The organism is Halomonas piscis (assembly GCF_031886125.1).
In the GTDB taxonomy this organism is placed as follows: domain Bacteria; phylum Pseudomonadota; class Gammaproteobacteria; order Pseudomonadales; family Halomonadaceae; genus Vreelandella; species Vreelandella piscis.
In genome coordinates, this window is sequence record NZ_CP119391.1 from 1,456,800 (window position 1) to 1,470,771 (window position 13,972).

A 13,972-nucleotide genomic window follows, 5' to 3' on the forward strand; every position below is an offset into this window, starting at 1 on the left:
TACTTCTTTAAAACTTGGCGTAAAGGCTTGGCCCGAAGGCTTTCATCCTTATGGCTCAAGTGGTGGTAGATCAGTGGGCCTGGATATTCGAGGCTTGCAGGCCTTTCTTGCCCTGGGTGACCTCAAAGCTGACCTTCTGGCCGTCCTGCAGGGACTTGAAGCCTTCGGCCTGAATTTCGGAAAAGTGGGCGAACAGGTCGTCACCGCCGTCATCCGGAGAGATGAAGCCGTAACCCTTGGTGTCGTTGAACCACTTTACAGTGCCAGTTGCCATTATCGATTTCCTTGCTTGCTTGATTATCTGACGAAGGGCACCTTTGCCTGATCGTCAATTTCAATGTAGAGGCTAAATGTCGGGGCGTAAAGTCGCGGCGAACGTTTTACCGCTTGACGGAGTCGGGCAGCATGGCCGAATGGAGTTTGATCGACGGGCGTTTCGGGGCTTTTGTGGTGGCCATTACGCTGCTTTCCCTGACGCCGGGCGTGGATACGCTGCTGGTAATGCGCAATACCGCCCGGGGCGGCGTGGGCGACGGCGTTGCCACCAGCCTGGCCATTGGCTGCGGACTCTTTGTTCACGCCGCGGTATCGGCGCTGGGGATTTCGCTGATCCTTCTGCAGTCGGCGGCGGCGTTCGGCGCGCTGAAAGTGGCCGGGGCCGCGTATCTGGTCTGGCTTGGCGTGCAGAGCCTGCTTGCCATGCGCCGGGGGCAGGGGCTGGCCGTGGAGGGAGCGGCGGACGGCCGGGGGAAGGCAGGGCGCCTTCAGGCGGTGCGGGAGGGACTCGTCTCCAACGTGCTCAATCCCAAGACCGTGGTATTTTACATGGCCTTTCTGCCGCAGTTCATCGCGCCCGAGGACCCGGCGCTGGTGAAGTCGCTGTGGCTTGCCGGCGTGCACTTTGCCATCGCCAACGCCTGGCAGATTGCCGTCGCGCTGATGGTGGGGCGTGCCGCTCGCTTTCTGGCAAGCGCGCGCGTGGCGCGCGCGCTCAACGGCTTGACCGGCAGCGTGCTGATTGGCTTTGGCATCAAGCTCGCGCTTGAGCAGCGCCCTTGATGCCGGATGTCTCACCCGGTCAAGGCCCGCCCCGCAAAGGCCGGGCCGGCGCCTCAGGGCATCACCAGCGAGCGGTTGTAGCGGCTGCTTTGCTCCGCTTTGCTGAGTAGCGACACGCCCTCGGCATCGCCGCCCTGGGCCAGGTGCTGAAAAATGGCGCGGTAGGTCAGCACGGCCTGGACGTAATGGCGGGTTTCGCGGAAGGGAATGCGCTCGACGAAGAGGTCGAAGGCCTCGGCGCGGTGCTCGCCAAGCCAGCGGTCCACCCGGCGGGGGCCGGCGTTATAGGCGGCCGTCGCCGCCAGGCGATTTCCTCGGTAGCGCCTTAGGGTTTTGCTGAAGTAGGCGCTGCCCAGGCGGATATTGAGCTCGGGGTCGAGCACGCCGTAGCGGCCGGGGGCGTCAAGCCCAAGCGCCTGGCTGACGTCGTTCGCCGTGCCGGGCATCAGCTGCATCAGCCCCAAGGCACCGGCGGGGGAGCGCGCTTTGGGGTTGTAGGCGCTTTCCCGCCGAGCAATGGCCATCAGCAGATAGGGGTCCACGTCGTTGCGGCGGCCAAAGCGCTCGAAGGTATCGCGGTAGGCGTGGGGAAAGCGCCACTCCAGCGCGTCCCACATCTTGCCGGCAATGGTGGTCTGCACCAGCCGGGCGGGCCAGCTTTCGTCACCTGACTCGGCCTGCTGCGCGGCGTAATCGGCCAGCGCCTGGGCGCGCTCGGGCGTGGCCCGGCGCACGGCGTGGAGCCACTCGCTGGTGGCAAGGCCCGGCTCGCCGATGCGGATCAGCGCCTCGGTGCGACGCACTTCGGGCAGCGCGGCAATGCGCTCCCGGGTGGCGTTGTCAAAGCCGTAGCGGGCCATGTTGAACGAGTAGGGCTGTTCCAGGCGCTCGGCGGCGGCGAAGCCGTAGAAGTCGCGCTCCCCGGCGGCGCTCTGGTAGTGGCGGCGGGCGGCGGCGTCATCGCCCAGCTGGGCATCGGCCCGGGCCAGCCAGTACTGCCAGCGGCTGTTTTCCTGCTCCTCGGCGGGCATTTGCCCGATCCAGTGGCGCACGTCTCCCCAGGCGCGCTCGGCCAGGGCCCGGCGGACCCGGAGCTCCCGTACCCGTTCGCTGTCGAGGGTGGGCAGCACGCCGTCGACCCAGTCAAGGGTGCCGGGAGTGTCGCGCACCAGGGCGTAGAACGCCAGCTCCTCTTCAATGGCGCGGCGGGCGGCGGGCGAGAGGTCAAGGCGCGAGGCCTTGGCCTGCCAGGTGGTAAAGGCACTCTCGGTATCCTCGCGGGTCAAACGCTCCATGGCGGCGCGGTAAAAGCCGTCGGTGGCGGCGCACCGAGGTCCCAGGCACTCCGGTGCCAGACGCAGGCTCTCGGGGTCACGCCGAGTGTCTTCGGCGGTGTTGATAGCGGTGTGCCAGTCCCCATCCAGCTGATCCAGCAGGTAGTTCATCAGCCGGGTCTGCTTGGCCTTCCAGGCGAGCATGGCGCGCTCCCACACGTCTTCACCGTCGATCACCCCGCGGCTTTGCAGGCGATGGAACAGGGTGTCGCAGGCGGCAGGGCGCGAGCGGCCCGCAAGCCACAGCTCGCGGCCGAGCTTTCCGGCTCGGGTCGGGCTCTGTGCCAGCAGGGCGGTGGCATAGTGGCACTGGCGTTCGGCCCCGGCCGGTTTGCCGTCGGCCACGGCCAGCAGGTCGTCAAACTGCTCGGCTTCGCCGTAGGCGCTGATGGCCTGGCCGCGCATCCAGACCGACAGCGGCGAGTCTTCGTGCTCCGTGATAAAGGCGTTGACCCGCTCGGGCGAGGCGTCGGGCAGCGCGCCCCGCAGTCGGTGGTAGTCGACGTAGCCGTGCAGGATATGGCCGGCAACGGCGCTGTCATCGATGCTTGCCCAGCGCTGTTCGCGAGCGTCGGCCAGGGCCTCGCGCATGCCCGTGTCGGACAGGGCTAGCGCCGCCGGCGGCAGGCAGCCCAGCAGTAGCGCTCCGGCCAGCGCCGCGGTCCTGGCTCGGTGATAAAGGCGGCGTCGCAAAGCGTGCATGACAAACTCCTCGCGTCAGGATGAAGCATCCGGGTCAGGGGGAACACAGCAGAGCGAAAGATGCTTGAAGCTCAAGGGCTGTTTGACTGTCAAAGGATGCGTAACGAACAGAAGTGAACGGACAGCCGCCCATGCTGCCCGAAACGCTGTCACGATCATACGGTGAGAAGCGCCGGAGTGCGATAGCCCGGTAGCCGCCGATCAACTGCCCGGAGGTGGCATATGGCACTTTACTCCCGTCAACGATGGCGCCGGCTGAAATCCCGGGCCTGGACGCTGCCGCGCATAGCCCGCGGGCTGCGGCTGTTTTTTCCCATGACCCGCGACGTCATGGGCGGGCGCTACCGCCCGGTACCGTGGAAGGCGTTTGCGCTGATGGGCGCGGCCCTTGGCTATCTGGTCATGCCCTTTGACTTGATTCCGGACTTCATTCTGCCGTTTGGGCTGATGGATGACGCGGTGATCGTCAGCTGGCTGCTGGCGCGTATCGACGAGCAGCTGGAAGCGTATCGGGCCTGGCAGGAGGCTCAAGGCCCGGACGAGCGTTCGCGCTGAAAGGCGTCTTGAAAACGGCTGGCCCAGCCCCATATTTCGTTCACGATCATTTCATGCCGCGCGGGCCCATCGCCTTCTGCGCGGCCGGTAGGAAACGACAACGACCCGAGGGCTGAAACAATGACCACCGCAACCAGGGAAGAAACGCTGGGTTTCCAGACGGAAGTCAAGCAGCTGCTGCACCTGATGATCAACTCGCTGTACTCCAACCGCGAAATTTTTCTCCGCGAGCTGATCTCCAACGCCGCCGACGCCTGCGACAAGCTGCGCTATGCTGCGCTCGACAACGACGCGCTTTACGAAGGCGACAGCGAGCTGCGCGTGGAGATCGAGCACGACAGCGACGCCGGTACCGTCACGGTACGCGACAACGGCATCGGCATGAGCCGCGACGACGTGATCGCCAACCTTGGCACCATTGCCAAAAGCGGCACCGCCGAGTTTCTCCAGCAGCTTTCCGGCGAGCAGCAAAAGGACGCCAACCTGATCGGCCAGTTCGGGGTGGGCTTTTACTCCAGCTTTATCGTTGCCGACGAGGTAACCGTGCGCACCCGCAAGGCGGGCCTGGCCGCCGGCGAAGGCGTGGAGTGGCGCTCGGCGGGCGAGGGCGAGTTCACCATCGGCGAACTCGAGCGCGAGGCCCACGGCACCGAAATCGTGCTGCACCTGAAGGAAGACGCCAAGGAGTTTGCCGACGACTTCCGCCTGCAGAATCTGGTACGCAAGTACTCCGACCACATCGAAGTGCCGGTGAAAATGCCCAGGACCGAAACGGCCAAGGACGACGACGGCAACGAGGTCGAGGGCAGCGAGGTCACCACCTGGGAGACCGTCAACGAAGCCACCGCGCTCTGGGTGCGCCCCAAAAACGAGATCAGCGACGACGAGTACAAGGCGTTCTACAAGCACGTCTCCCACGACTTCTCCGATCCGCTGACCTGGAGCCACAACAAGGTCGAGGGCAAGCTCGAGTACACAAGCCTGTTGTACGTGCCCGGCCGCGCGCCGTTCGATCTTTACGAGCGCGACGGAGCGCGGGGCGTGAAGCTCTACGTCCAGCGCGTGTTCATCATGGACGACGCCGAGCAGTTTTTGCCGCTCTACCTGCGTTTCATCAAGGGCGTGCTGGATACCCGGGATCTGTCGCTCAACGTCTCCCGGGAGATTCTCCAGCAGGACCCCCAGGTCGAGAAGATCAAGAGCGCGCTGACCAAGCGCAGCCTGGACATGCTGAAAAAGCTTTCCAAGGACGCCGAAACCTACCAGACGTTCTGGAATACCTTCGGCAGCGTGCTCAAGGAAGGCCCCGGCGAAGATCCCGGCAACCGCGAAAACATCGCCGGCCTGCTGCGCTTCTCGTCCACCCACACCGACAGCGCTACCCAGGATCAGTCCCTTGCCGACTACGTCGAGCGCATGAAGGAAGGCCAGCAGAAGATCTACTACATCGTCGCCGACGGCTTCAACGCGGCGAAGAGCAGCCCCCATCTGGAAATCTTCCGCAAGAAGGGCATCGAGGTGCTGCTGCTCTCCGATCGTATCGACGAGTGGCTGATGAGCCATCTCACCGAGTTTGACGGCAAGTCCCTGACCGACGTGGCCAAGGGCGAGCTGGATCTTGGCGACGTCGAGGACGAGGAAGAGAAAAAGGCCCAGGAAGAAACCGCCAGGGACAAGGAAGACCTGGTCAAGCGCGTTCAGGAAGCGCTGGGCGAGAGCGTCCAGGAGGTCAAGGTGACCCACCGCCTGACCGACTCGCCGGCCTGCGTGGTGCTGCCCGAGCACGAGATGGGCTTTCAGATGCGCCGCATCATGGAAGCCGCCGGCCAGCCGCTGCCCGAGGTCAAGCCGATTCTCGAGCTCAACCCGGGGCACGCGCTGGTGAATCGTCTGGAAAACGCCGACGAGGCCAGCTTCAGCGATCTGGCCCACATTCTGCTGGATCAGGCGATCATTGCCGAAGGCGGCCACCTGGAAGACCCGGCGGCCTACGTCAAGCGGTTGAACGGCGTCTTGACCGCGTAAACCTCCCCCGACGAGAGCCACGGCCCGTCAGGCTCGCCTGACGGGCCGTTTGTTTTGCTGGCGCATTTGCTAAAGTGTTGCGCAATCATCATTTCGGTAGGACACCCTGATATGGCGGAACAGCAGATCAAGGTTGCGGTGCTGGGGGGCGGCAGTTTCGGCACTGCGCTGTCAAGCATCGCGGCGGACAACGGCGCCCAGGTGCGCCAGTGGATGCGCGACGCCGCGCTGGTCGAGCAGATCAACCGCGAGCACCGCAACGGGCGCTACCTGCCCGACTACGCCATGAACGAGGCGGTACACGCCTCCACCGACATGCAGGCAGTGCTCGAGGGCGCCGAGCTGGTACTGATCGCCATCCCCTCCAAGGCGTTTCGCCAGGTGGTGCAAAGCGCTCGCCAGTGGCTGCGCCCGGAGCAGATCCTGGTGAGTACTACCAAGGGCATCGAGTCCGACAGTTTCATGCTCATGAGCCAGGTGCTGGAGCAGGAGACCGGCTTTGCCCACATCGGCGTGATTGCCGGGCCCAACCTGGCCTCGGAGATCGCCGACAAGCAGCTCACCGCCACGGTGGTGGCGAGCGCCGACGCCCAGACGCGTACCCGGGTGCAGCAGGTACTAAGCTGCGGGTATTTTCGCGTCTACGCCAGCAGCGACCGCCACGGCGTGGAGCTGGGCGGGGCGCTGAAGAATATCTACGCCATTGCCGCGGGCATGGCCGCGGCGCTGGGCATGGGCGAAAACACCCGCAGCATGCTGATGACCCGGGCGCTTGCCGAAATGAGCCGCTTTGCCGTGGCCCAGGGCGCCAACCCCATGACGTTTCTGGGGCTTGCCGGCGTCGGCGACCTGATCGTGACCTGCTCGTCGAGCCTGTCGCGCAACTACCGGGTGGGCTACGCCATGGGCGAAGGGCGCACCCTGGAGCAGGCGGTGGAGGCCCTGGGTCAGGTCGCCGAAGGGGTCAACACCGTAAAGCTGGTGTGCGCCAAGGCCGCCGAAATCGGCGTCTACATGCCGCTGGCCGAAGGGCTCGAGCGCGTGCTCTTCCAGGGCGTACCGGCCAAGCAGATGGCCAGCGGCCTGATGACCGGCGAGCAGAGTAGCGATGTGGAATTTGTGCTGCCCCGGGCCGAGGTGCAAAAGGCCCACCGAACAACCCCGGACAGCCAGACAACAGGAGACCCGCAATGAGTTATCTCTGGATCATGCGCCACGGCGAGGCCGCTGACGGCTCGCCGGACAGCGCCCGGCCGCTGACCGCCGACGGCGAACAGCAGGCAAGCCTCATGGCGAACCGGCTGGCCGAGCGCTGCCGAGCGGACGACGCGGCGGTCACGCGGATCGTGACCAGCCCGTATCTTCGCGCCCGGCAAACCGCGGCGATCATGGGTGAAGCCCTGGGCGTGGCCGTGGAAACGCTGTCCGGAATTACCCCCGAGGACTCCCCCCAGGCGTTTTGCGACTGGCTGGTCAACCAGTCGGGCAATCTGCTCATGGTCAGCCACATGCCGCTGGTTGGCGCCCTCGCCGGGCTTTTGGTCGAAGGCCGCGAAGATCAGGGCCGGGCGTTTCCCACCGCGGGCATTGCCGAGCTCGACGCCGACGTCTGGGCCGCCGGCTGCGCTCGGCTGGTAAGCTTTACCGCGCCCTGAGGCTTATACCAGCGCGTCGAGTTTTTCCTTGAGGCGCTGGTTGACCTGCTGGGGGTTGGCCGTGCCGCGGGAGGCCTTCATCACCTGGCCGACAAAGTAGCCGATCATCTTGCCGCGCTTGTCGGGTTCGGCCTCGACGTACTGGGCCACCTGTTTGGGGCTCTGGGCAATGACGTCGTCGATCATGGCGTCGATGGCGCCGGTGTCGGTGACCTGCTTGAGGCCCTTGGCCTCGATGATCTCATCGGCGCTTTCGCCCTGGCCGTCCCACAGCGCCTGAAACACCTGCTTGGCCGCCTTGCCGCTGATGGTGTCGTCCTGGACCCGGCCGATCAGCTCGCCGAGCTGGCGGGCGGTTATCGGGCTCTCGGTCACCTCCAGGTGCTCGCGCTTGAGCGCCGCGGAAAGCTCGCCCTGGACCCAGTTGGCCGCCTGCTTGGCGTCACCGCAGACGCGCATGGCTTCTTCAAAGTAGTCGGCCATGTCGCGGCTGGCGGCGATCACCGAGGCGTCGTAGGCGGAAAGCCCAAGCTCGTCCTCAAAGCGCGCGCGCTTGGCTTCGGGCAGCTCCGGCAGGGCGTCGCGCAGGTGGTCGATATAGGCCTGGTCGAGCACCACGGGCAACAGATCCGGGCAGGGGAAGTAGCGGTAGTCGTTGGCTTCCTCCTTGGTGCGCATGCTGCGGGTTTCGTCGCTCTCCGGATCGTACAGGCGGGTTTCCTGAACCACCTCGCCGCCGTCCTCGATGAGCTCGATCTGGCGCTCTACCTCGAAGGCGATGGCGTGCTCGACGAAGCGGAAGGAGTTGACGTTCTTGATTTCCGTCCGGGTACCAAGCGCATCCTGGCCCCTGGGACGCACCGAGACGTTGACGTCGCAGCGCATGGAGCCTTCGGCCATGTTGCCGTCGGAAATGCCCAGGTAGGTGACGATGGAATGGATCGCCCGCAGGTAGGCGGAGGCCTCTTTGGCCGAGCGCATGTCGGGCTCGGAGACGATTTCCAGCAGCGGCGTGCCGGCGCGGTTCAAGTCGATGCCGGTCATTTCCCGGCCGGTGGCGTCGGTAAAGCTCTCGTGGAGCGACTTGCCGGCGTCTTCTTCCAGGTGCGCATGGTGAATGCGGACGCGCTTGGTGACGTCGTCGTCCAGGCGAATAAGCAGCTCCCCCGGGCCGACGATGGGATGATACATCTGGCTGGTCTGGTAGCCCTTGGGCAGGTCGGCGTAGAAGTAGTTCTTGCGGTCAAACACGGACGTTTCGGCGATCTCGGCGTTGACGCCAAGGCCGAACTGCACGGCCATGGCCACCGCCTGCTCGTTGAGCACCGGCAGGGTGCCGGGCATCCCCAGGTCCACGGCGCAGGCCTGGGTGTTGGGCTCGGCGCCGAAAGCGGTGGAGGCGCCGGAGAAAATCTTCGAGCGCGTGGCGAGCTGGACGTGGACCTCGAGCCCAATCACGGTTTCCCATTGCATCAGGCGATCTCCTTGGCGAAAGCGGGACGTTGTTGGTGCCAGTCGGTGGTCTGCTGGAAGCGGTGGGCGACGTTCAGCAGCCGGGCCTCGGCGAAGTGCGAGCCGAGAATCTGCAGCCCCACCGGGCGGCCATCGACCATGCCGGCAGGCACGCTGATGCCGGGGATGCCGGCAAGATTCACGGCGATGGTGTAGATGTCCTGCAGGTACATTGACACCGGGTCTTTCTGGGCGCCGAGATCGAATGCCGGGGTGGGCGAGGTCGGCCCCATGAGCACGTCGACCTGGTCAAAGGCGTCGAGAAAATCCTGGCGAATCAGCCGGCGTACCTTTTGCGCCTTGGTGTAGTAGGCGTCGAAGAATCCCTCGGACAGCGTGTGCGTGCCGATGAGAATCCGCCGCTTGACCTCTTCGCCGAAGCCTTCGGCCCGGGAGCGCTGATAGAGATCGATCAGGTCTTCGGGATGCTCGCAGCGGTGGCCGAAGCGCACGCCGTCAAACCGTGCCAGGTTCGACGAGGCTTCCGCCGGGGCTATGACGTAGTAGGCCGAGGTGGCGTAGCGGGTGTGGGGCAGGCTGACATCGCGCACCGTCGCCCCCAGCGACTCGTACACCTTGACCGCCTCGCGCACCGCGCTTGCCACCGCCGGGTCCAGGCCGTCGCCGAAGTATTCCCGGGGCAGGCCGATCTTGAGCCCGGCAAGGGGGGCGTCGAGCTCGGCGGCGTAGTCGGGCACGCCGCGTGTGGCGCTGGTGGAGTCGCGCAGGTCGTGGCCGGCGATGGCGCCGAGAAGGTGGGCGCAGTCTTCGGCGGTGCGGGCCATGGGCCCGGCCTGATCCAGGCTCGAGGCGTAGGCGATGATGCCGTAGCGCGAGACGCGCCCGTAGGTAGGCTTGAGCCCGGTAACACCGCAGAAGGCCGCGGGCTGGCGGATGGAGCCGCCGGTGTCGCTGCCCATGGAGGCCGGTGTCAGGCCCGCGGCGACGGCGGCGGCGCTGCCGCCGGAGCTGCCGCCGGGCACGGCGGCGGAGTCCCAGGGGTTTTTTACCGCGCCGTAGTAGCTCGTCTCGTTGGACGAGCCCATGGCAAACTCGTCCATGTTGGTCTTGCCAAGGCTTATGCAGCCGGCGGCGGCGAGCTTGTCCACCACCGTGGCATTGTAGGGCGCGATGAAGTTGTCCAGCATTTTCGAGCCGCAGGTGGTCTTGACCCCCTGAGTGCAGAAAATGTCCTTGAGCGATATCGGCACGCCGGTGAGGAAGCCGGCGCAGCCGTCGGCCCGGGCCTGATCAGCGTCGTCGGCGGCGGCCAGCGCCTGCTCGGCGGTGACGCTGATAAAGCTGTTGAGCGTCGGCTCGGCGCGCTCGATGCGTTTCAGATAGTCGGTGGTCAGCTCGCGGCTGGAGGCGTCGCCGTTTTGCAGCGCGGCGGCAAGCGAGGTGACGGTGTGGTCAAAAGTGGCGTCAGCAGTGTGGTCAGACATGGCCCACAGGCTCCGTTGAGTAAAAGGTAACGGGTAAAGAGGGTACCGGTAGCGGGGTGCCGAGTAACAAGCTTGGGGAGCGGCGCCGGCCGGCGTCGCGACAAGGGCGAGGGCTATTCCACCACTCGGGGGACCAGATAAAGGCCGTCTTCGGTCGCCGGGGCCAGGCGCTGAAAGCGTTCGCGCTCGTTGCCTTCGGTGACGCCGTCGGCGCGCAGGCGCTGGGTGGCATCGAGGGGGTGCATCAGCGGAGCGACGTCGTCGGTCTCGACGCTTTGCAGCTGGTCGACCATCTCCAGTATCCGATTCAGGTCGTCAACAAAGCTCAGCGCCTGAGCGTCGCTTAGGTCGAGCCGGGCCAGCTGGGCCGCCCGGCGCACATGGGTCTGTTCGAGCGCCATGATCAAGTGTCCTCATCAACAGGGTGAAACAGGGTAGCCGAAGTGGCGCCGAAGGTAGCATATCCTGACGCTGGCGGGCAGTGGTGATGCGCTGCGCTGTTGCCGCGGTGGGGATGCGGTGATACCGTTTGCCCCCGCACAGGGTTCCCGGCCAGCACTAGGTAATAACATTCATGTTCAAACGTCTGAGGGGGCTGTTTTCCAGCGATCTGTCGATCGACCTGGGTACGGCCAACACACTGATATATGTACGCGGGCGCGGCATCGTCCTTGACGAACCTTCCGTTGTCGCCATCCGCCAGTCCGGCACCATGCGCAGCGTGGCCTCCGTGGGCACCGACGCCAAGCGCATGCTGGGGCGTACGCCCGGCAATATTACCGCGATTCGTCCGATGAAGGACGGTGTGATTGCCGATTTTACCGTCACCGAGCAGATGCTCCAGCATTTCATCCGCAAGGTGCATCAAAGCACGTTCCTGACGCCGAGTCCGCGGGTGCTGGTCTGTGTTCCCTGCATGTCGACCCAGGTCGAGCGTCGTGCCATCCGCGAGTCCGCCGAAGGCGCCGGTGCCCGGGAAGTGTTTTTGATCGAGGAGCCCATGGCGGCCGCGATCGGCGCCGGGCTGCCCATCGAGGAGGCTCAGGGGTCCATGGTGGTGGACGTCGGCGGCGGCACCACCGAGATCGCCATCATTTCGCTTAACGGCGTGGTTTATTCCGAGTCCATCCGCGTCGGCGGCGACCGCTTCGACGAGGCGATCACCGGCCACGTGCGCCGCTACTACGGCAGCCTGATCGGCGAGGCCACCGCCGAGCGCATCAAGGAAGAAATCGGCTGCGCCTATCCCGGCAGCGAACAGCGCGAAATCGACGTTCGCGGCCGCAATCTGGCCGAGGGCGTGCCGCGCAGCTTTACGCTCAACTCTCACGAGATCCTCGACGCGCTGCAGGATACCCTGGTGGCCATTGTCTCGGCGATCAAGAGCGCGCTGGAGCAGTCGCCGCCGGAGCTGGCCTCGGACATCGCCGAACACGGCCTGGTGCTGACCGGCGGCGGCGCCATGCTGCGCGATCTGGACAAGCTGATCGCCGAAGAAACCGGCCTGCCGGTGATCATCGCCGAGGACCCGCAGTCCTGCGTGGCCCGGGGCGGCGGCAAGGCGCTGGAAATGATCGATCAGCATACCTTCGAGCTGCTGTCGAGCGACTAGCCGCGCCGTCGGCTGTGCGGAGGGCTGCTTATTAAACCGCTGTTTACCCCTGGGTATCTGCCCGGCTATCGGCTGTTTTTTTGCGTACTGGCGGCAGGCGCGCTGATGTTTGCCGACCAGAACTTCACGCGCATGGAAACCCTGCGCGCCCAGCTTACCACCGTGGTGGCGCCCGTTCAGTGGGTAGTAAGCCTGCCCAGCGACCTGCTGAGCTGGGGGACGGTAGCGTTTAGCGAACAGCAGGCGCTGGTGGACGAAAATCGCCGGCTGCGCGAAAAAATGCTCACCCTGTCCCACCGCGCCCAGCGCATGGACAGCCTCCAGGCGGAAAACGCCGAGCTGCGCGATATTCTCGAGGCGGCGCAAAAGCGCGACATTGGCTACATCACCGCCGAGCTCATTTCCCTGGACAACGATCCCTACAGCCACCGCATGGTGATCGACCGCGGGCGGCGTAACGGTGCCTACGTGGGCCAGCCGGTGATCGATGCGTTCGGTCTGGTAGGCCAGGTGACGTCGGTGTCGGCGTATTCCAGCCGGGTCATCCTGCTGGTCGACGCCAGCCATGCGCTGCCGGTGCAGGTGACTCGCAACGGCCTGCGCTTTATCGTTCAGGGTACCGGGCGCTATGGCGCGGTCAAGGTGCTGCACGTGCCCGATACGGCCGATATTCGCGAAGGCGATCTGCTGACCACGTCAGGCCTGGCCGGCCGTTTTCCCGGTGGCTATCCGGTAGCGCGGGTGACCGAGGTCTACCATGACCCCGGCCGGCCGTTTGCCCGGGTGACGGCAAAACCGCTTGCGCAGCTTGAGCGTTCGCGTCACTTTCTGATGCTGTTTCCGCCGCCGAAGCGCGAGGCGCAAACGCCCTGGGGAGACAGCCTGGCGATCACCGACGTGGCCTTTGGCAGCGCCCAACGGGTAGCGGCCGCGCTGCGGGCCGAGGATGCCCCGAGGAGTCCCTGATGGCGCGAGTTTCCGGCATATCGCTTCCTGCAGTCTGGCTGGCTTTGCTGCTGGCGCTGTGCCTGCAGGTGATGCCGCTGGCGGAAGGCTGGCAGATGTACCGCCCGGACTGGCTGGGCCTGATGCTGATTTACGGCTGCATGCGCGCCCCCGAGCGCGTGGGCGTGCTCCACGGCTTTGTGCTGGGCCTGCTGCTGGACCTGATTCAGGGGCACGTGCTTGGGCAGAGCGCGCTGGTGCTGTCGCTGCTGGGATTTTTGTGCGCACTGGTCTACCCGCGTTTTCGCCGCTATTCGCTTTTGCAGCAGGCGGTACTGGTGCTGGTGCTGCTGGGGATTGTGCAGCTGCTGGAGCAGTGGGTGAGAACCCTGTGGGGCGACTCTGCCATCCACCTGGCCTTTTTGCTGCCGGCGGTCACCAGCGCCCTGCTGTGGCCCTGGCTTGCCACTCTGCTGCGCGTCCTGGAAGGCCGCCGGGGGAGTCAATGAGCCACGCCGCCCTGTGCCTGGCCTCGGCGTCCCCACGCCGCCGGGAGCTTTTGGCCACCCTGGGCGTGCCGGTGCGAGTGCAGCCCTGCGAGGTTGACGAAACGCCGCGGACGGGCGAGCCGCCGGACGCCTACGTGCGCCGCCTGGCCCGGGCCAAGGCCCAAGCGGCGGCGAAGTTGAGTATACTGCCTACGCTGGGGGCTGACACCGCCGTGGTGCTTGACGGCCATATTCTGGGCAAACCCCGGGATGCCGATCACGCCGCCGACATGCTGGCGGCGCTTTCAGGCCGCGAGCACCGGGCGCTCACCGCCGTGGCCGTGGAGGGACCGGCAGGCATGCTGAGCGCCTGCGTCACGACGCGGGTGAGAATGCGCGATATGTCGCCGGCGGAAATAAGCGCTTACTGGCACACCGGCGAGCCCGCCGGCAAGGCCGGCGGCTACGCCATCCAGGGCTTTGCCGGTGCCTTTGTCAGCGAGATTCACGGCAGCTACTCGGCGGTGGTGGGGCTGCCGCTATACGAAACGGCGGCAATGCTGCGCCGCCAGGGCGTGGCCCTCTGGCACGGCGCTTTGCCTTAACTTTGAACGTGATCCCCGGGGTTGCGGCGATGACA

Annotated in this window: 14 protein-coding genes; 9 read left to right on the plus strand and 5 right to left on the minus strand. The window is 65.6% G+C overall.

The features are described 5' to 3' along the window. Positions 1-70 precede the first annotated feature (70 nt). Complete coding sequence (locus P1P91_RS06780; protein ID WP_311885436.1) at positions 71-274, minus strand: cold-shock protein; 204 nt, start codon at positions 272-274, stop codon at positions 71-73. Between the two features lie 131 nt (positions 275-405). On the opposite strand from P1P91_RS06780, the gene P1P91_RS06785 reads away from it, so the two are divergent. Continuing rightward, positions 406-1,059, plus strand: coding sequence for a LysE family translocator (locus P1P91_RS06785; protein ID WP_311885438.1), 654 nt, complete (start codon positions 406-408; stop codon positions 1,057-1,059). 53 nt (positions 1,060-1,112) lie between these two features. Here the strand turns inward: P1P91_RS06785 and P1P91_RS06790 are convergent, their stop codons facing one another. Next, entirely contained in the window at positions 1,113-3,095 is a 1,983-nt protein-coding gene (locus P1P91_RS06790) for a transglycosylase SLT domain-containing protein (RefSeq protein WP_311885440.1), read from the minus strand. 222 nt (positions 3,096-3,317) lie between these two features. On the opposite strand from P1P91_RS06790, the gene P1P91_RS06795 reads away from it, so the two are divergent. From P1P91_RS06795 to sixA, 4 genes are all read left to right on the plus strand, one after another. Next, on the plus strand, positions 3,318-3,650 hold the full coding sequence (locus P1P91_RS06795; protein WP_311885441.1) for a YkvA family protein: 333 nt from the start codon (positions 3,318-3,320) through the stop codon (positions 3,648-3,650). A gap of 120 nt (positions 3,651-3,770) precedes the next feature. Continuing rightward, positions 3,771-5,675 (plus strand): molecular chaperone HtpG, encoded by a 1,905-nt coding sequence (gene htpG, locus P1P91_RS06800; RefSeq protein ID WP_311885442.1) that lies wholly within the window; start codon positions 3,771-3,773, stop codon positions 5,673-5,675. Between the two features lie 111 nt (positions 5,676-5,786). Continuing rightward, complete coding sequence (locus P1P91_RS06805; RefSeq protein ID WP_311885443.1) at positions 5,787-6,869, plus strand: NAD(P)H-dependent glycerol-3-phosphate dehydrogenase; 1,083 nt, start codon at positions 5,787-5,789, stop codon at positions 6,867-6,869. Continuing rightward, positions 6,866-7,330 (plus strand): phosphohistidine phosphatase SixA, encoded by a 465-nt coding sequence (sixA, locus tag P1P91_RS06810; protein WP_311885444.1) that lies wholly within the window; start codon positions 6,866-6,868, stop codon positions 7,328-7,330. Before P1P91_RS06805 ends, sixA begins: the two co-directional genes overlap by 4 nt. A gap of 3 nt (positions 7,331-7,333) precedes the next feature. Here sixA and gatB read toward each other — a convergent pair whose 3' ends face one another. The 3 genes from gatB to gatC all read right to left on the minus strand — a co-directional run bounded on the left by gatB (position 7,334) and on the right by gatC (position 10,688). Continuing rightward, a complete protein-coding gene (gene gatB / locus P1P91_RS06815; protein WP_311885445.1) occupies positions 7,334-8,803 on the minus strand; it encodes an Asp-tRNA(Asn)/Glu-tRNA(Gln) amidotransferase subunit GatB in 1,470 nt (489 codons plus the stop codon). Further along, a complete protein-coding gene (gatA, locus tag P1P91_RS06820; protein WP_311885446.1) occupies positions 8,803-10,287 on the minus strand; it encodes an Asp-tRNA(Asn)/Glu-tRNA(Gln) amidotransferase subunit GatA in 1,485 nt (494 codons plus the stop codon). Before gatA ends, gatB begins: the two co-directional genes overlap by 1 nt. Before the next feature lie 113 nt (positions 10,288-10,400). Beyond that, positions 10,401-10,688, minus strand: coding sequence for an Asp-tRNA(Asn)/Glu-tRNA(Gln) amidotransferase subunit GatC (gene gatC, locus P1P91_RS06825; RefSeq protein WP_311885448.1), 288 nt, complete (start codon positions 10,686-10,688; stop codon positions 10,401-10,403). Positions 10,689-10,861: 173 nt separating this feature from the next. On the opposite strand from gatC, the gene P1P91_RS06830 reads away from it, so the two are divergent. The 4 genes from P1P91_RS06830 to P1P91_RS06845 are packed head-to-tail and all read left to right on the plus strand — an operon-like array spanning position 10,862 to position 13,937. Continuing rightward, positions 10,862-11,899, plus strand: a complete 1,038-nt coding sequence (locus P1P91_RS06830; RefSeq protein ID WP_311885449.1) for a rod shape-determining protein — start codon at positions 10,862-10,864, stop codon at positions 11,897-11,899. Positions 11,900-11,923: 24 nt separating this feature from the next. Continuing rightward, entirely contained in the window at positions 11,924-12,865 is a 942-nt protein-coding gene (gene mreC / locus P1P91_RS06835) for a rod shape-determining protein MreC (protein ID WP_311885729.1), read from the plus strand. Then, positions 12,865-13,353: a rod shape-determining protein MreD gene (mreD, locus tag P1P91_RS06840; protein ID WP_311885451.1), complete on the plus strand. Its 489-nt coding sequence runs from the start codon at positions 12,865-12,867 to the stop codon at positions 13,351-13,353. The genes mreC and mreD overlap by 1 nt, the downstream gene beginning before the upstream one ends. After that, the gene (locus P1P91_RS06845; RefSeq protein WP_311885453.1) at positions 13,350-13,937 is read left to right on the plus strand and encodes a Maf family protein; all 588 of its coding nucleotides are present in this window, start codon (positions 13,350-13,352) and stop codon (positions 13,935-13,937) included. The genes mreD and P1P91_RS06845 overlap by 4 nt, the downstream gene beginning before the upstream one ends. The last annotated feature ends 35 nt before the right edge of the window (positions 13,938-13,972 follow it).